Genomic DNA, 17,340 nt, shown 5'->3' with positions numbered 1-17,340 from the left:
TCCAAATAACAGAAACAATGCTTCCTATGTGCAGGGTATATGGGGTCAGCTTTTAACCTTTCAACACTAAAGCCGTATTAATTTCATGGGAATTAAATTTGCGATCAAGACTTGTCAAAAAACAACCAAGTACTGTATAAATAACCATATAAATATATTCTCTCTTTGGAGCCCTCTATGCTGACCAGCATCGCTATTTCCAACTTCGCCATTGTTGAATCCCTAGAATTGGAGTTCAAGAAAGGTATGACCGTGATTTCAGGTGAAACAGGGGCAGGTAAATCCATCATGGTGGATGCCTTGTCACTTTGTTTAGGTGATCGTACCGATGCTGCTGTCGTAAGACATGGGCAAAAAAGAGCAGATATCAGCGCAAGCTTTGATATACAAAACTATCCACACGTACATAAATGGCTAGAAGAAAGAGATCTAGAACACGATCAACATTGTATATTACGCCGTGTTATCAGCAAAGAAGGTCGTTCTAAGGCTTACATAAATGGTCGCCCTTGCACGCTAAGCGATCTAAAGGACGTTGGTAGCCAATTAGTTGATATTCATGGCCAACACGAGCATCAGTCATTACTCAAAAAGAATGCCCAAAGACAACAAGTTGATGAATATGGCCGACTCACTGAGCTAAGTAAAAAAGTCAGTCAGCAATACGCAACATGGCGACAACTAAAAGAAGAATTGTCTGCTCAGCAGAATCGCTCATCAGAACAAGATGCCAAAATCCAACTATTGTCTTATCAAGCACAAGAGCTGCAGCAGCTTGATCTAAAAGAAGGCGAAATCGAAGAATTAGAGAACGAGCAAGCGTTTTTGTCGAACATTGCCGATTCACAATTTAAAGCCTATCAAGCCAGCGGTATTTTGATAGACAGCGACGAGGGCAATATTTGCTCTTTGTTGCATCAAGCAATTAATAACGCCAGCCAAATTCGTCCAGCCACAAAAGAATTAGAAAATGCGTTAGAAATGATGAACGTAGCCCTAATTCAGGCACAAGAAGCGGCAGATAGTTTGCATCACTACCAAGATACTTTGGAGCAAAACCCCGAACGCCTTATCGATATAGAACGTCGCTTATCTGATATTTACGATACCGCTCGCAAACACAGAACCTTACCAGAAGGACTTTTATCCTTACGAGAAAGTGTGGAAGCAGAACTGGATAGCTTACAAGGCAGCGAAGAAAGCCTAGAGTCATTAAAAGAAAAAGAAGAGCTAGCCTACGAAAAGCTCACTGCCCTTGCCACCACATTGACCGAAAAACGCATTATCGCAAAAGACGAACTAGCGCAAAAAGTTGAAGAGCAAATACATGGATTGGGTATGCCATATGCGCGTTTTTTTATTCAATGCCAACCACTAAACCAAGTCTCGGCAAATGGTTTTGAAGACATCGAATATATGATCGCATCCAACCCAGGCCAACCTGCTCAACCATTACGCAAAGTTGCCTCAGGTGGTGAGTTGTCACGTATTAGTTTGGGCATTCAAGTGGTTACCGCACACACCTCCATTATCCCAACATTGGTATTTGATGAAGTAGATGTGGGCATCAGCGGTGGTATTGCTGAAGTCGTTGGCCGCATGCTGCGCTCTGTAGGCAAACGCGGACAAGTCTTTTGTGTGACTCACTTGGCGCAAGTGGCAGCGCAAGGCAATCAGCATCTACGTGTCAGTAAACTGGTTGAAGATGAAGCAACTTCCTCTCAGGTCGAGCTACTCAAGGATCAAGACCGCACACAAGAGATCGCACGTTTATTAGGTGGATTAGAACTTACCGAACAAACCTTAGCTCACGCTCGCGAAATGCTTGGCAATGTTCAACTGCAGTAGCATTTCATTAAGATAAAATTGAAGCTAAAACAAAAAAGGGCCTAAACTCTGCTATTTAGGCCCTTCTCATGCATTACCCTTAGGTAAACGAACTTTTATTTCTTCTTTGGACGCACGTAGATAATCAAGCTGTGATCTTCAATATCAAAACCATGCTCTTCTGCGATTTCACGCTGACGTTTTTCAATAATTGGATCAACGAATTCAATGACTTTGCCAGTTTCTAGACAAATCATATGATCGTGATGGTCCCCCTTCGCCAACTCAAAAACAGCTGTTCCTGCTTCAAAATGGTGACGCTGCACCAAACCCGCAGTTTCAAACTGAGTTAGCACACGGTAAACTGTCGCCAAACCAACATCTTCACCTTGATCAAGTAGAGTGCGATAGACATCATCAGCACTCATATGGCGGTCGCCCGCACCTTCAAGAATTTGTAAAATTTTCACTCGTGGTAGAGTTACCTTGAGTCCCGCTTTCTTTAGCTCTTGATTTTCGCTAGTCATGAGTCATTCTCTATTCGATCTTGTTGATAATTACTTTATCATTAGCACACCGGAGTAAGGATAATACAAATGAAAAAATCAGTTTTAATATTATGCGCAGCACTTTCACTTAGCGCATGCAGTTTATTTCCACCACCTTACAAGGTTCCAGTAACACAAGGAAACCTTGTAACGAAGGAACAACTATCACAGTTACAAATTGGCATGTCTGAATCTCAGGTCACTTATCTACTGGGTAACCCCATGCTAAGAGACACTTTCAAGCCAGACGAATGGCATTACCTATATACAGTTCTATACGCAACACCAGACACCAAGAAAAGTGATGCAAACGACCTAGTGCTAATTTTTAGCGACGGCGTTTTAACACAAATCAAAAACAACTAATCTTTAGTTGTTTTTGCTGCACGGTTGGCCCTAGCTTGTTTTGGGTCAACCTTCAGCTCACGATATAACTCAACTCGCTCGCCTTCTTTTAACTCTTGCTCTTCTGCATTTCGCACGGCTTTACCGAAGATACCCACTTTTACGGTCTCCACATCCACATCAGGAAAGAAAACTTGGATATTCGAACGGCGCACAGCATCACGCACGGTACAACCATCTTCAACCTCTAGAGCAATAATTTTTTGCTTCTCAGGCAAAGCATAAGCTACTTCAACTCTCATACTATTCACCGTATACCACTTTTGCACGCTTGCTAAAAGAATCCACCATCGTATTGGCAATTTGGCTAAACACGCCGCCAAAGGCAAATTTCAGCATACCGCTTAATTCAAACTCAATACTCAGCATGATTTTACAACTCGTCGGAGACAACTCCGTGAAAGTCCATACGCCATGCAAACTCTTAAACGGCCCTTTTACCAAGGTCATCTCTATTCGACTAAAATCTTCCAGAAAGTTCCTCGTGGTAAAAGATTGCCTAACTGGTCCCTTACCTACATCCAAAGACGCAACGATTTCCGTTGGCGTTTTTGAAATTAATGTAGAACTCAAACACCCAGGTAAAAACTCAGGATAACCATCGATGTCGTTTACCAAGGCAAACATTTGCTCGCAACTGTAATTAACATGTGCGAAGCGTTCTATATGACTCAAACTACACTCCTATCCAGCCAGCAAGAGTAATCACAATCATTGCTGGAATACTTATGTATTTCAATGTCTTATACCACCATTGAAAATGATTTGCTTGTTTTGTGATCATCTCATTTTGCAACATAGAATGTGGAATAAACCAAGCCACCAAAACAGACAACAAAATAGCTCCCACTGGTAAAAGAATCAAAGACGTAAATTCATCCAACAATTCAAAGAAATTTAGCCCAAAGACAATTTTGCTGTCCCAATGATTAAAAGACAACAGTACCGCAATACCAACAAACCAAACGGCAATCCCCATCAGTAGCGCAGCCTTCAAACGGGCGATATAAAATTTTTCATGCAGCCAAGCAACGAACAATTCTAACATGGATATGGCTGACGTAAGAGCAGCAACCACAAGTAATAAAAAGAACACTCCTGCAAAAAACTGACCGCCTGGTAAACTACCAAAAATGATAGGCAAAGACACAAAGGTCAAACTTGGCCCAGCTTCGACATCAATATTAAACGAGAACACCAATGGAAAAATAACCAAACCTGCCAAAATAGCCACTAGCAGATCCACACCGACGACTATGCTACAAGCTCGGGCAATAGACATACGCTTACTCATATAAGCGCCATAAGCAAACATTGCACCCATTCCGACACTCAAACTGAACAAAGCAAGTCCAACTGCAGATAAGACAACCTCAAAGGTAATATCCTGCCAAGACCAACGAAACATAAAGTTCAGCGCTTCATTCATATTACCAATAGTCATGGAATAAAATGCTAACAACAGTAACGTCACTACCAAAACCGGTAACAAAATCCGTACTACAGCAGACAAACCACGCGTCACCGACTGTCCGACGGTTAACACCACCAATCCCATAAATACAGAATGCCATAACAACATTTCTGTCGGTGTGGCTAACAAATTATCAAACATGCTGGCCGCGCCAACTTGCGTGATGTCTTTAAAGTCGCCAGACACTGCACGATCTAAATAGGCAAGAGACCAACCCGCAATCACACTATAAAAAGTCAGAATTAAAAAACCTGTTATACCAGCCAACCAAGGCACAAACACCCAAGCTGGATGAACAATACGACGCTCACTTAAATCGTTTACCGTATCAATTGGATTAGAACGAACCGTACGACCCAAAGCAACTTCTGCCATTAACACAGGCAAACCAACGAGTAACAAACAGAAGCAATACACCAACAAAAATGCACCGCCACCGTTTTGCCCGAGCACATAAGGAAACTTCCAAATATTCCCTAATCCCACTGCAGATCCACTGGCCGCAAAAATAAATATCCACGGACTTGACCAGATACCTTGTAAACATCGACTTTCCGGCATAAATTTAGGCTCTAAATACACAAGATGTGTTTAAGGATAGGAATAAAACGTAAACGTGGCCAACACATCCTCGCTACCTAACCTGACAAATTAATTAACAAGTGCGAATTTTCCAACATTCAGGCGCATACCTCAAGAAAAGCATAGGTTTTTGCCACTATCGACCGTATAATTTGTAACTATGAGTAAAGTAAAGAAAAAATCCACCAGCACGGGCACCATCGCGCTTAATAAACGTGCAAAATACGACTACTTTGTCGACCAGAAATTCGAAGCCGGTTTGGTTTTGTCTGGTTGGGAAGTAAAAAGCCTGCGCGAAGGCAAAGCCCAATTAGTAGACGCATTCGTCATCATCCACCAAAACGAAGCGTGGCTCGTCGGTGCGCGTATTACGCCACTGCTTAGTGCCTCAACGCATGTCGTTTGTGAACCGATGCGCCAACGCAAATTGCTATTAAACCGCAAAGAGCTTGAGCGCATCATCCAAGTCACCGAGCAAAAAGGCAAAACTTGTGCGGCCATGGCGCTGTACTGGAAAGGCAACAAAATCAAATGCGAAGTCGCCTTGGTAACAGGCAAAAAAGAACACGATAAACGTGATACCGAGCGTGATCGTGATTGGTCAAGAGACAAAGAACGACTAATGAAACACAATGCTTAATAGACGCCATTCAAAATTAGGTTGAATTAAGCATTTCAGCGTTATCTCTAGCGTAAGCAGATTGTTTGCGCTAGACTAACGTTACTTTTTGGGGGCGACATGGTTTCGACGTCGGTTACAAACCCAAAGGTGCATGTCGAGAGTGATGCGTGATCTCGTTAATCCCCCGCATCAATTTTATAGTCGCAAACGACGAAAACTACGCTTTAGCAGCCTAAACCGCTGCTAGTGTGCTGCCCTCAGGTTGCTTGTAGCCAGAGATTCTGCAGTATCATAAATTACAAGATGCTAACTGATGCCCCGCCTAGGGATAAGGTTCTAAGATTAAGTAGGCTCGCCATTAACACCCTGTCCTTCGGGCGGTTCGTGGTCAAATAATAGAAGTGACTATGCATGTAGAGCCGATGGCAGAGGACTGACGGACGGGGGTTCGACCCCCCCCGCCTCCACCACTTAAACGGTTGTTTTTAGAAGGGTTTGCACTTTTTAAAAGGAACTGGATGCACGTATGAAGCATCGAATTTAAAACCACCTTCGGGTGGTTTTTTATTGCCTGAAATTTATTACCTCTTTGTTAAATATTAAGTCTAGCAAGTCATATACCTTACAAACCTCCTTAAACTCTATCATTTAAGTGCTACGTTAGAGTAAGGTTTTTGAAAAACACGTGGAAGGTGGGACGCTTATCTCGGTTTTGTGTGTTATCTGTGTTTTGATGTTGGTCGGAAAATTGTTTTTGATACGCAATGGAGAACGCGACTATGAGACTTTTCATTTTTTTTGTGCTGTTTTCGGCTCTTCTCTCGGGCTGTTCATCCAATGTAAAGTTGGCAGGACAAAATGTCAGTAATGTTGACTCGAATGTAGATATTGATAAATCCGCTACGATTGCTGTGGTTCCAAGCAAAGAAGGCGATGATCTGACGAATAAGCGATACATCCCCGATATTATCAATGCATTGAAAGAGCGCGGCTTTACTAATGTCTCGGATTCTCAAAACAATCCTGACTATCACCTATCGGTTAACTTTACGTCTGAAGAAACCACAGAAACGAAGAAGGTTCCTGTGTTTAATAACGAGCGAAATATTCCTTATACCGTTTGCCATAGAAACCCAAGCACAGACGCTCGTACCTGTGTCACGCGTTATCGTCAATTTATGGAGCCCATTGTTAGCGGTTACGATAAGGTAGAAACACCAACGAAGGTTTATACCTTTCAGTACAAGTTGACGGATAAGAAAAACAAGTTAATTTTAGATTCTAGCAATACTGTGGTTCACCCTACTTGTTCAAAATGGAAAATGTTTGAGTTCTTAGCCAAAGAAACCATCGCCAGAGCCAATTTTAATGATCCAGTCGACAAACCTTACAGTGTTGAGATGAAACAAGACTATAACTGCCAATAGTTTAAACAAGAAAAGGAAGGATGATTTAAATCCTTCCTTTTCTTGTTTTGAGATTGGTGACAGACACCGTATTAGAGAGTCAATTCACTGAACACTGCATCTAACGTAGAGAGGATAAAATCTGCTTCTGTTTGCGTTAATGTCATGACGGGACACAAGCAAAGAGTATTGTTGAGCTTTTCAAAAGAACGATTGGTTCGTCCTATAATCAAACCTTTCTGCATACACATACTGGCAATTTTCATCGCAACTTGCTCAAGCACAGGCGTTTTTTCTTGTCGATCTGTCACCAGTTCAATCCCTAGTAGCAGACCTTTACCGCGAACATCGCCGATAATATCAAATTTCTCTTTTAAGTTGCTCAAGCCGTCAAGAAGGTATTTCCCCATGACGGCACTGTTTTCTACTAAACCTTCGTCTTCAATAATACGCATGTTTTCAATGGCTGCAGCAGGCCCACCAGTACAACCAGCGTAGGTACTGATGTCTCTGAAATACACATCTTTATCAGTGCCCTCACCTAGGAATTCATTAAAGACTTCTTCTGTCGTAACGGTACAAGAAATAGCGGCATAACTCGATGCTACGCCTTTTGCCAAAGTCACAATATCTGGTTTGATGCCATAGTGCTGATAACCGAACCACTCTCCTGTACGACCCAAGCCACACACGACTTCATCAATATGAAGCAGCACATTATACTGCTTACAGATTTCCATAACTTTGGGCCAGTAGCCTTCTGGTGGCGTAATCACGCCACCACCAGCGGTAATGGGTTCTAGGATGACGGCGCCAACCGTATCTGCACCTTCTCGTAAAATCGCTTTTTCAAGCTCTAATGCAGCCAGCTCACCGTAATTGTCCACTTCGCCAAACTGACTACGATATTCACAGCAATGTGGAAACTCGACAAAACCCGGTACAAACGGACCATATTGCTCACGACGCTCTTCTTGTCCGGTAGCGCTCAATGCAGCAATAGTCGAACCGTGATAATCGCGCTCGCGATATAAGATTTTGTATTTTTTGCCACCGTATTTCTTATGGGAGATTTGACGAACTATTTTAAAGGCTTTTTCATTCGCTTCTGATCCTGAACTAGCATAATAAACTCGGCTCATGCTTGGCATTTTACTCACCAATTTTTCGGCAAACTTAGCTCCTGGAATTGTTCCCGCTGTACCTGCGAAGTAATTCAACTCACAAAGCTGATCACGAATCGCATCAGCAATCGACGTACGTCCATAGCCAACATTGACACACCAAACACCACCAGCAGATGCGTCTAGATAAGAGTTTCCTTTGATATCCCAAACACGAGAACCCTCGCCTTTCACCATAATCATAGGATCTTGTGATTTTAATACACTATGTTGGCTAAGGTGATGCCATACATGCTTCCTATCTTGTTCAATGGTTTTATTATCAACAACAGACATAGGTTTCTCCGCTAATTCGATTCAATGTTTTTAACAGTTAAACCCAGCTTAGCCCATGTCTCTACGAGGCTTTAGAACCAACAAATGCAATCAATGGAACCAGACAGAAAAGATCAAAATCTGGCGCTATGAAGACTGCTAATTGGTTCTAGTAAGAAGACAAAAGTAACTGAGATACTCTCTCCTTATTTACTTTTATTGAGACCTGCCTTACATGGAAAATTTAGCCTATTTAGTCCCTATCGTTTTTTTTGCGGGTATCGTCAGAGGGTACTCTGGTTTTGGTTTCGCTGTGATTGCTGTGATTGGGCTGAATCTTTTTTTGGCACCCGCTGAAAGCGTGCCAATAGTTTTAGGATTAGATTTTATTTGCAGCATTGGCGTACTAAAACAAGCATTAAAACAAGCCCATATAGACACCTTTAAAATGCTAGTCACCGGTTCGGTGGTCGGTATTCCAATGGGGTTATTATTGCTTTATATCGTACCTGCCAATTGGCTAAAGCTTGTCATTTGTGCCCTTGTATTGGTTCTGGTCATTCTTTTATTACGCAAGCCAAAGCCAATAAAAAACGATTCGACTAGAAGGAAGTTCGTCACTGGCGTCGCATCAGGAGCAGGTATATCGAGCGCTTCTATTGGTGGCCCTATGGTGTTGTTTTATATTTTATCCAGTCCACTGGATGTGAAAACACAACGCGCCACCATGATTCTCTTCTTTATCGTTAGCGATCTAATGGCGCTGATCGGCCTTGGTTTAAGTCAATCGTCTAACCATACTGTTTTTCTCTATCTCGCTTGGCTTCTACTTCCTACGCTAGCAGGTGTTAAAGTAGGTCAATACCTTTTCAATAAACAACCACCTAAATCCTTTAAAACACTGTCTCTGCCATTAATGGTAATAGTGGCTGTGATCGGCTTGGTCAACGCATTTGATGCGCTTTATTAGCATCAGCTACTGTCTCCAACACTTTTTAGTGGCAATAAAAAACCAATGCCGTTTTATCGGCATTGGTTTTTAAACGAAATGAGTCAGCCCTTATTTCATGGCAGCGTCAACATACTCAGAATTAACAAACTCCGCGTAATTGTCTTTTAATCCACTTATCTTCTTCTGTTCAAGCAAAAACTCAGAGGTCGCTTTAAGCGAAGCAACCGCGCCACTTTTATCGCCACAACCTAACCAAGCACAAGACGCTTGCTCTTTTAATGATGGGTATTCGTATAATGCCATAACCTCTGGCACCGTACTCACATCACCACCAGTCACCTTACTAATCGATTTAGCAATGGGACTTTCAGAAGTAAAACTTGCTTTGTTGTCGTTGTACTCTTTATCAACAGAAGCAATCATTTTAACAAAATCCACTAAAAACGCTTTATGTGTTATCGCAAATTTCTTATTAGCAACAAGTCCATCAAACGTTGGTTTCCCCCAAGAACTTAAGGTTTTAGAAGTAACCAACACATGGCCGCTTTGCTTAATTTGCCCTAATACTGGATCCCAAATAAATGCTGCGTCAATATCGCCTCTCTGCCAAGCGGCATAAATAGCGCTAGGCTGCATATTAAGTAGCTTCACTTCATCTTTTTTAATACCAAACTGCTCTAAAGCGAACATGGTGTGGAAATGCGTAGTAGACACAAAAGGCACAGCAATGGTTTTGCCTTTTAGATCGGAAGGTTTCATGATGCCCGATCCATCTCGAACCACCATCGCCTCGGCATCGCCGATATTTTCTAGAATCCAGAAAAGTTCAGCTTTCACACCATTACTGACCGCAGCAGCAATCGGACTAGAGCCAGCCGACGTGATATCCACGCTGCCAGAGGCAAGCGCCGTCATGGCTTTTGCACCTGAATCAAAACGACGCCAATTAATCGTTACACCAAGCTGCTTTTCCAACATTTTTTCGTCAATTATCTGCTTATAAGGATTGAACATCCCTTGATAGCCGATGGTAATTTCCTCTGCCATAGCACTAAACGATATTGCCATTGCGCCAACTAACAAACCTACTTTTTTAATAAATTTCATAGTCACTCCTTCAGTGATATTTTTATAAAGTTGCAATCGATCCTATTTGTTAGTTATGCCCTTTCCATGGAACAAGTTTTCTTTCTAAAAATCGCATAAACAAATCGAAACAGTAGGCAATCACACCAATAACAATGATGCCAGCGATGACCACATCGGTACGTAAAAACTCAGAAGCGTTTAATACCATGAAGCCAATACCTCGCTGAGCTGCCACCATTTCGGCGGCTACCAGAGTGGTCCAACCAAACCCGATAGCGATGCGCATGCCGGTTAAAATATCGGGTAACGCACCTTTCGCAATAACTTGGGTAATCACTTGCCAACGGCTTGCCCCCATTGAGTAAGCAACCTGAATTTGTTCCATACGAACCGATGTCACACCTGAGCGAGCACTCAATATGATCGGCGCCAACATAGCCAAAAAGATCAACGTCATCTTGCTGCCTTCATCAATACCCAACCAGATGATTATCAAGGGTAAATAGGCTAACGGTGGTAATGGACGATAGAATTCAATTAAAGGATCAAAAATGCCTCTTAAGATGTAACTACAACCAATCAAAATGCCCAGTGGAATACCGATGAGGCAGGCGAAAAAAAACGAACCAAAGATACGCGTTAAACTGGCCGCTAAATGCTGAATCAAGGTCGCTCCAGCAAAGCCATTGGTAGCAATGTCGACAAACTTTTGAAACACATCAACTGGAGACGGTAAAAACAGCGGTTCAATAAATCCCAACTCCGTTACCACCGCCCAAATAGCAATAAAAAACACCGTCGACACTACCGAGATAATTCGACTATCGCCTGCTCCTGGTGAACCATAGAACTCGCCACTTTTAATGCTCGGTTTGCTAATTTTTAATTTCGTATACAGAATGAGTTTCTGAATAAGCGGCGTAAACTCTTTGCTTGGCAAAGGCGTCACATCCCTAAAAGAATGAGTGTCCGTTCTGCTAGATACAGTGGACTCTGATGTAGTGGAGATAGGTTTAGTATTCATATTAGGCATCTTTTTCACCCGTTTCATCACCGTGAATGATTGATAAAACCTGCTCGCGTGTTTTGATGAATGCCTCGCTAGACTTCACCTTTCGAGCATCGCGGCACGCTAAAAACTCTCTGTTGAAATCAAGATCAAACTGATGAGTAATACGCCCCGGCCTTGGAGACATGACGATAAGTCGAGTAGCCAGCAAGAGTGCCTCATCCACACTATGAGTGATGAAAAACATCATCTTGTTGGTTTGCTGCCAAACATCTAACAGCAGCTCCTGTAGGGACTCTCGAGTTAACGCATCCAATGCGCCTAGTGGCTCATCAAGCAATAACATTTCTGGATTATTGGCAAGCGCTCGGGCAATACCAACACGTTGCTGCATACCACCAGAGAGCTGATAAACTTGGTGATGATGAAAGTCTTCTAAACCAACCAGTTTGAGGTATTCAGCGGCTTTTTCACGGCGTTCTTGCTTGCCTACACCTTGCAGTTTGAGACCAAACTCGGTGTTGCTAATAACATCCAACCAAGGCAATAACGCATGCTTTTGAAAGACAACACCACGATCAGCACCAGGGCCCAATACCTCATCACCAAGATCCAAGCCACAGGCCACTCTGGGATAGCCTTTTATCGAGCTATCACCCAAGGTTAAATAACCTTTCGTTGGCGCAATAAATCCAGCAATCAAACTCAGTAATGTGGTCTTACCGCACCCAGAAGCACCAAGTGCAACCACCAAGTCTCCCTGCTCAATCGTCAGGTTAATATCAGACAATGCAGTGACCGCTTCTCCCCCTTGAGAAGCGGGATATATAACCGATACATCTCGAATGTCTAATGTATTCATTTGCTACTTCTAACCTCTTCCAAATTCAGTAATTTTAAAATACGTAAATTAAATCATGTTATTTACGTTACTGACCTGTTCAACAAAGCCATAGAGCCAATCGTTTAAATTGATGGTCCAGCTATAAAACAACGATATTATGGCGGGTTTTTTGCTTCTTTATTTAAGACGTTTGGTAAAGCTTGCTTAAAATGAGATAGAAGGAAAGATAATGACTGACTGTCTAATTAATGTTGAATTTCAATCAGGAAGAAGCTTTCAGCAACAAATCAGAGAAAAACTCGTTGATTTAATTCAAAAGGATTACTTTGGAGACGCACCCTTGCCTTCTAGTCGTAAGATGGCACAACTACTAGGTGTGTCACGAAATACGGTCATGCTTGTATATGAAGGACTGGTGGATGAATGCTATTTGATATCAAAAGAACGCAGTGGTTACTTTGTAAATCCAGAACTCAATGATTACGAACTGCCTGAAACGGTGCATGCTCTCAATAAAACCCAAAAAAACGACCTAGGATGGAGCAGCAGACTCAAGAAAATACCCTCGTCTTTTAATACATTAACCAAGGACAAAAACTGGATAACCTACTCTTATCCTTTTATCTACGGTCAAATCGAACCAATACATTTTCCACTTTACCAGTGGCGTGAATGTACTCGTGTGGCACAGAGCCGAGGCAATGTTCATGAGTGGATTGAAGATTATATTGATGCCGACTCTAAAGAACTCATCAGTCAAATACGTCAAAACATCTTACCAAAACGAGGCATCACGGCTCGTGCTGACGAAATACTACTGACAATGGGAACCCAGAATTCATTTTCTCTACTCGCTGGGTTATTAACGAACGAGGACACCTTGGTTGGGTTAGAAGACCCAGGCTACCCTGATCAGCGACATATTTTTAACGCTTCTCGCTCCAAATTAACCTTTCTAAAATTGGACGATAAGGGCGTTATCACTGGCTCTCAACTGAGTCACTGCGACTATGTTTGTGTTACTCCAAGCCACCAGTACCCTACAACCGTCACCATGCCATTAGAACGACGTATAGAACTGTTAGCTCAGGCTTCAAAAGACGATTTCATTATTGTGGAAGACGATTACGAAAGCGAAGTGAATTTTCATGAACGCCCGCTCCCATCCTTAAAAAGCATGGATGAAGAAGGCCGCGTAATTTACACCGGCAGCTTGTCTAAATCTTTATCACCAGGGCTCAGATTAGGCTATCTCGTTGCTGATGCAGAACTCATCAAGGAGCTTCGAGAGTTGCGCCGTTTACAATACCGTCATCCACCCGCCAATAATCAAGCGGTGACCGCTCTATTTATCAGCCAAGGTTATTACGATAGTCACCTTAGACGCATGAAAACACTGTATGAGACAAAGTGGAACTTAATGTCTCAAGGAGTTAAAAAGCATTTAAAGCACTGCCAAATAAAAGAAACTCGCGGTAGTTTTTGTTTTTGGATAAAACTACCTGAACCACTTAAAAGTTCAGACTTAGTTCGTTTTGCCTCAAATTACAGCATTCTTGTAGAGTCTGGGGACAGCCTTTTTGCTCAGTCACCTTCACCACAAAACTACATGCGACTGGGCTTTTCAGCCATTCCAGAAACTAAAATAGAAAAAGGACTTGAGATACTCGGAGGTCTTATTGATCAACTTTTAAAAGAGTACCCTAAAAAAGTCCATGCTATGAATTAGAGACCTTTTTACGAAGTCACGAGTAAAGGTCTTCATTACCTCCAAAAACCATTTCTAAAAAACATTGGTACTCAAAGTTGATTAATTTGGCTCTATTGAAAGGATATCTATCTCGTTATCGTTAAGTCACAATCCATTTAAGTGCGAGTGACTTACCCATGAGCCAATCAACTATCAATAAAAGTGTATTAATCACCGGTGCCACTTCTGGCTTTGGTTTAGCCGCAGCGAAAAAATTTGCTCAAGAAGGCTGGAATCTTATTTTAACGGGAAGACGCCAAGAGCGTTTGATCAGCTTGGCAGATGAGTTAAGCAAACTCACGCTAGTCTATATTGCTACACTGGATGTTCGTAATAGCGAAGAAGTCACTGCCTTTGTTGAAAACTTACCTAATGCTTTTATGAACATTCAAACGCTAGTAAATAACGCTGGATTAGCGCTTGGTACAGACCCAAGTTACACAGCCAAATTGTCCGACTGGCATACCATGATAGATACCAATGTCATCGGACTGGTCAATGTCACTCATGCCATTTTACCTCTTATTGTTAATAAAGAAGGGGCGACTATTATTAACCTTGCTTCTATTGCTGCAAACTGGCCTTATCCTGGCAGTCATGTTTATGGCGCTTCTAAAGCCTTTGTTGCGCAATTTTCGCGTAATATTCGTGCCGATGTGGCTGGAAAGGGTGTTCGCGTTACCAGCCTAGAACCAGGTCTTTCAGAAAGTGAGTTCAGCCTAGTTCGCTTTGGCGGCGACCAGAAAAAGTACGATAGCCTCTATAAAGGCGCCCAGGCAATTCAACCAGAGGACATTGCTAATATTATGTTCTGGATCGCCTCTCAACCACCTCATATCAACATAAATAGTTTAGAAGTCATGCCCACCTCACAAGCGTGGAATAACTTTAATGTTATAAAACAATAAAAACCTTATGTTGAGACTGGTTTTAATTTTATTATTACTAGTCTCCCTTTCTACCCTTTATTTCTCTAGCCTTTACTACTAAATAGTCTGAGCAACTGAGTACTTATAAAAAAACGTTATCATCTTTTCGGTCTATTTCTACGTATCCATCTATACTGTTATAAGCCACTTTTGTTTGGGCGTGGCTGTATCAGGACTTTTTCCAAATCCATTATGCTCACTCTGTGAGACAAGGGGGAATCCATGATCAATCATGTTTGGGGTCTTATTCATCATCCAGATAAGGAATGGCGCGAAATAAATAAGGAACATGAGTCGGTAAGTCATCTGTACTTACATCATGTTCTTTGGATGGCAGCTATTCCCGTTGTCAGTACTTTTATTGGCACGACGCAATTTGGTTGGACGTTCGGAGGAGATGAAGCCATCAAGGTGTCTTTAATGGATGGCCTTGGTTTAGGCGTGTTGTTTTACGCTCTAATTCTTGTCGCTGTGGCGATGGTCGGTAGTCTAATTCACTGGATGGCGCGAAACTTCCCGAATCGCCCTCCTCGTCAAGAGTGTATTGTCTTTGCAGGTTATATTGCTACACCCATGTTTTTAAGCGGTATTTTTGCCATTTATCCGATTATTTGGTTATGTCTACTCGCTTGTGTTGCTGGTGTTGCGTATACAGGTTATCTATTGTACCGAGGCACTCCTAGTTTCTTGGGCATTAGTCATAAACAAGGCTTTATTCTCTCCAGCACCACTCTTGGTATTGGGGTTTTAGTATTGGAGGCTTTATTGGCAGCAGTGGTATTACTTTGGAGCCTTGGTTCTGAACATAGTATTGTTTGGAGCTTCTTCCAGTAACAATATCCTATTCATTAGTTTAAGCTAAAAGTGTGCCTCCTCATCGGTCTAGGTGGCACACTTTTTTGAATCTAACCACATATAAAATAACGCAATGTTACAATTTTCCAACAAACTTCCAGCCTTTTATTGATAATTCTCACTAATCACAGATTACTAATTCGATACACTGTCGATTCAACTTTATAGCTTTATACCTAAGTCTGGATCGGACCTCTTTTATGTTTTTCAATTCTGAATTAAAACAACAAACGAAAACTCTCACACAACAACTCGAAGTAGAACGAGCGTCCCACCAGCTAAGCTTAGAAACGCTCAAAGCTGAGCTGGACTCGGTGAAAGCAGAGTTGCAACAATTTAAAAGTCATTCAGGAGATAATGTAGAGTTAATTCGCTATCAGCTGCGCGGAGGAGAAATGCTTAATTCTATTCGCTTTGGATTGGCGGATAGCGCTCAGAATTTAATTGAAGAACGTGTTGCCTTGTCTGAATTAGACAATGTATTCGATGAAACGAGAGTCGCATTAAATCGCTTAAGCGAACGCGCGAGTCTAATCAATGAACAAGCCAGCGACAGCATGGGGGCGGCCAACGTACTCGATAAAACAGCCAATGGCATTAGTCAGCTTGTTTCAAGTATCCAAGAGATTTCTGCTCAGACCAACTTATTAGCACTCAATGCTGCTATCGAAGCCGCCAGAGCAGGATCTGCTGGTCGTGGCTTTGCTGTAGTTGCAGATGAAGTTAGAAATTTGGCTGGAAAAACGCATAGCGCAAGCGAGCAAGTAGAAACATTAGTCAAACAGGTTATCGTTCAAACCGAACAGATCAAGAACATGGTGAACCAAAACCAAATCAGTGCAATGGACATCTCTTCATCGTCGGTTCAGATTGATAAAGTGGTTGATGATGTTATTTCACGTTCAAATCACATGCAGGGAGTGATTAGCATTGCTGCCACACACTCTTTTTTAAATACAGTAAAATTAGATCATGCGGTCTGGAAAAATGACGTTTATAACCGTATCGATAAAAAGAAATTCGATGAAGAGGTCAACCTGCATACCGAATGCAGATTGGGTAAATGGTATTTCGAAGGTTACGGCAGTCGACACTTCCAACAGTCACCGAGCTTTAAAGCAATTGAAACGCCACACAGAGCAGTGCATGAATCAGGCCGTGCAGCACTAAAAGCAGCACAAACTGGAAATACGAAAGAAATGCTAGTTCAACTAGATAAAATGGAAGTTGCCAGCCTACAGGTCGTCGTACATATAGAAGGTCTAATGGAAGAAGTAAAGCATCTATAATACTGTCTGAACCTATCATACAGAGCCCAGAAGAAGTGATTTTTCATTAATGGGCTCTCTATCCTTCAGTTAATCTAAGCAACTGTCGACTAAACTTACTTAATCAACAAAACCTGTTTTAAAGGAACTTTTTTTAAGTTAAGGGTTCTTATTGTTCGGCTTTATGAAAACGAATCGATACTATTTCTTGCTGTAAAAACAGTTTTAGCCTATTGATTAGATTGATAAAAGGCTATGCTTACAGGGTAGCTACTCTGTCAGTTTGTAGAGTAAACAATGTTGAAGAACCACACTTAGAGAACGATTGTTAGGATAACAAC

The 17,340-nt window shown here is 42.0% G+C and carries 17 protein-coding genes and 1 other RNA gene; 10 read left to right on the top strand and 8 right to left on the bottom strand.

Going from position 1 to position 17,340, the window contains the following annotated elements; translation table 11 throughout:
- Positions 1-177: 177 nt before the first annotated feature.
- Complete coding sequence (gene recN / locus CCS02_RS11235; RefSeq protein ID WP_100636605.1) at positions 178-1,848, top strand: DNA repair protein RecN; 1,671 nt, start codon at positions 178-180, stop codon at positions 1,846-1,848.
- Between the two features lie 95 nt (positions 1,849-1,943).
- Here the strand turns inward: recN and fur are convergent, their stop codons facing one another.
- A complete protein-coding gene (fur, locus tag CCS02_RS11230) occupies positions 1,944-2,354 on the bottom strand; it encodes a ferric iron uptake transcriptional regulator (protein ID WP_012071629.1) in 411 nt (136 codons plus the stop codon).
- 69 nt (positions 2,355-2,423) lie between these two features.
- Between fur and CCS02_RS11225 the strand changes: the two genes are divergently transcribed.
- Positions 2,424-2,741 (top strand): outer membrane protein assembly factor BamE, encoded by a 318-nt coding sequence (locus CCS02_RS11225; RefSeq protein WP_072840198.1) that lies wholly within the window; start codon positions 2,424-2,426, stop codon positions 2,739-2,741.
- Here CCS02_RS11225 and CCS02_RS11220 read toward each other — a convergent pair.
- The 3 genes from CCS02_RS11220 to CCS02_RS11210 are packed head-to-tail and all read right to left on the bottom strand — an operon-like array spanning position 2,738 to position 4,815.
- On the bottom strand, positions 2,738-3,022 hold the full coding sequence (locus CCS02_RS11220; protein ID WP_072840199.1) for an RnfH family protein: 285 nt from the start codon (positions 3,020-3,022) through the stop codon (positions 2,738-2,740). The genes CCS02_RS11225 and CCS02_RS11220 overlap by 4 nt on opposite strands.
- Before the next feature lies 1 nt (position 3,023).
- Positions 3,024-3,455, bottom strand: coding sequence for a type II toxin-antitoxin system RatA family toxin (locus CCS02_RS11215; protein ID WP_012071632.1), 432 nt, complete (start codon positions 3,453-3,455; stop codon positions 3,024-3,026).
- Between the two features lies 1 nt (position 3,456).
- Positions 3,457-4,815, bottom strand: coding sequence for a sodium-dependent transporter (locus tag CCS02_RS11210; protein WP_100186498.1), 1,359 nt, complete (start codon positions 4,813-4,815; stop codon positions 3,457-3,459).
- Between the two features lie 181 nt (positions 4,816-4,996).
- On the opposite strand from CCS02_RS11210, the gene smpB reads away from it, so the two are divergent.
- The 3 genes from smpB (at position 4,997) to CCS02_RS11195 (ending at position 6,885) form a co-directional block, all read left to right on the top strand.
- On the top strand, positions 4,997-5,476 hold the full coding sequence (smpB, locus tag CCS02_RS11205) for an SsrA-binding protein SmpB (RefSeq protein ID WP_012071634.1): 480 nt from the start codon (positions 4,997-4,999) through the stop codon (positions 5,474-5,476).
- Between the two features lie 90 nt (positions 5,477-5,566).
- Positions 5,567-5,928: a transfer-messenger RNA gene (gene ssrA / locus CCS02_RS11200) on the top strand.
- Positions 5,929-6,237: 309 nt separating this feature from the next.
- Entirely contained in the window at positions 6,238-6,885 is a 648-nt protein-coding gene (locus CCS02_RS11195; protein ID WP_100186499.1) for a hypothetical protein, read from the top strand.
- A 71-nt stretch (positions 6,886-6,956) separates the two neighbouring features.
- Here CCS02_RS11195 and CCS02_RS11190 read toward each other — a convergent pair whose 3' ends face one another.
- A complete protein-coding gene (locus tag CCS02_RS11190) occupies positions 6,957-8,324 on the bottom strand; it encodes an aminotransferase family protein (protein WP_100636604.1) in 1,368 nt (455 codons plus the stop codon).
- A 214-nt stretch (positions 8,325-8,538) separates the two neighbouring features.
- Between CCS02_RS11190 and CCS02_RS11185 the strand changes: the two genes are divergently transcribed.
- Positions 8,539-9,273, top strand: coding sequence for a sulfite exporter TauE/SafE family protein (locus tag CCS02_RS11185; RefSeq protein ID WP_100636603.1), 735 nt, complete (start codon positions 8,539-8,541; stop codon positions 9,271-9,273).
- A gap of 90 nt (positions 9,274-9,363) precedes the next feature.
- Here CCS02_RS11185 and tauA read toward each other — a convergent pair whose 3' ends face one another.
- Genes tauA through CCS02_RS11170 form a run of 3 tightly spaced genes read right to left on the bottom strand, consistent with a single transcriptional unit; the run spans position 9,364 to position 12,215 of the window.
- Positions 9,364-10,362, bottom strand: a complete 999-nt coding sequence (gene tauA, locus CCS02_RS11180; RefSeq protein ID WP_100636602.1) for a taurine ABC transporter substrate-binding protein — start codon at positions 10,360-10,362, stop codon at positions 9,364-9,366.
- Between the two features lie 49 nt (positions 10,363-10,411).
- Positions 10,412-11,368, bottom strand: coding sequence for an ABC transporter permease subunit (locus CCS02_RS11175; protein WP_100636601.1), 957 nt, complete (start codon positions 11,366-11,368; stop codon positions 10,412-10,414).
- A 1-nt stretch (position 11,369) separates the two neighbouring features.
- On the bottom strand, positions 11,370-12,215 hold the full coding sequence (locus tag CCS02_RS11170) for a taurine ABC transporter ATP-binding protein (RefSeq protein ID WP_100636600.1): 846 nt from the start codon (positions 12,213-12,215) through the stop codon (positions 11,370-11,372).
- Between the two features lie 211 nt (positions 12,216-12,426).
- Between CCS02_RS11170 and pdxR the strand changes: the two genes are divergently transcribed.
- From pdxR to CCS02_RS11150, 4 genes are all read left to right on the top strand, one after another.
- On the top strand, positions 12,427-13,926 hold the full coding sequence (gene pdxR / locus CCS02_RS11165; protein WP_100636599.1) for a MocR-like pyridoxine biosynthesis transcription factor PdxR: 1,500 nt from the start codon (positions 12,427-12,429) through the stop codon (positions 13,924-13,926).
- A 158-nt stretch (positions 13,927-14,084) separates the two neighbouring features.
- Positions 14,085-14,855, top strand: a complete 771-nt coding sequence (locus CCS02_RS11160; protein ID WP_232728867.1) for an SDR family NAD(P)-dependent oxidoreductase — start codon at positions 14,085-14,087, stop codon at positions 14,853-14,855.
- Between the two features lie 243 nt (positions 14,856-15,098).
- Positions 15,099-15,710 carry a Yip1 family protein gene (locus CCS02_RS11155; protein ID WP_100186500.1) on the top strand — a complete coding sequence of 204 codons (612 nt, stop codon included), beginning with the start codon at positions 15,099-15,101 and terminating at the stop codon, positions 15,708-15,710.
- 221 nt (positions 15,711-15,931) lie between these two features.
- Positions 15,932-17,020: a methyl-accepting chemotaxis protein gene (locus tag CCS02_RS11150; RefSeq protein WP_100186501.1), complete on the top strand. Its 1,089-nt coding sequence runs from the start codon at positions 15,932-15,934 to the stop codon at positions 17,018-17,020.
- The last annotated feature ends 320 nt before the right edge of the window (positions 17,021-17,340 follow it).

It is taken from the genome of Marinomonas sp. ef1, from assembly GCF_002806845.1.
GTDB lineage: Bacteria > Pseudomonadota > Gammaproteobacteria > Pseudomonadales > Marinomonadaceae > Marinomonas > Marinomonas polaris.
This window is presented reverse-complemented; position numbering and strand designations above follow the sequence as displayed.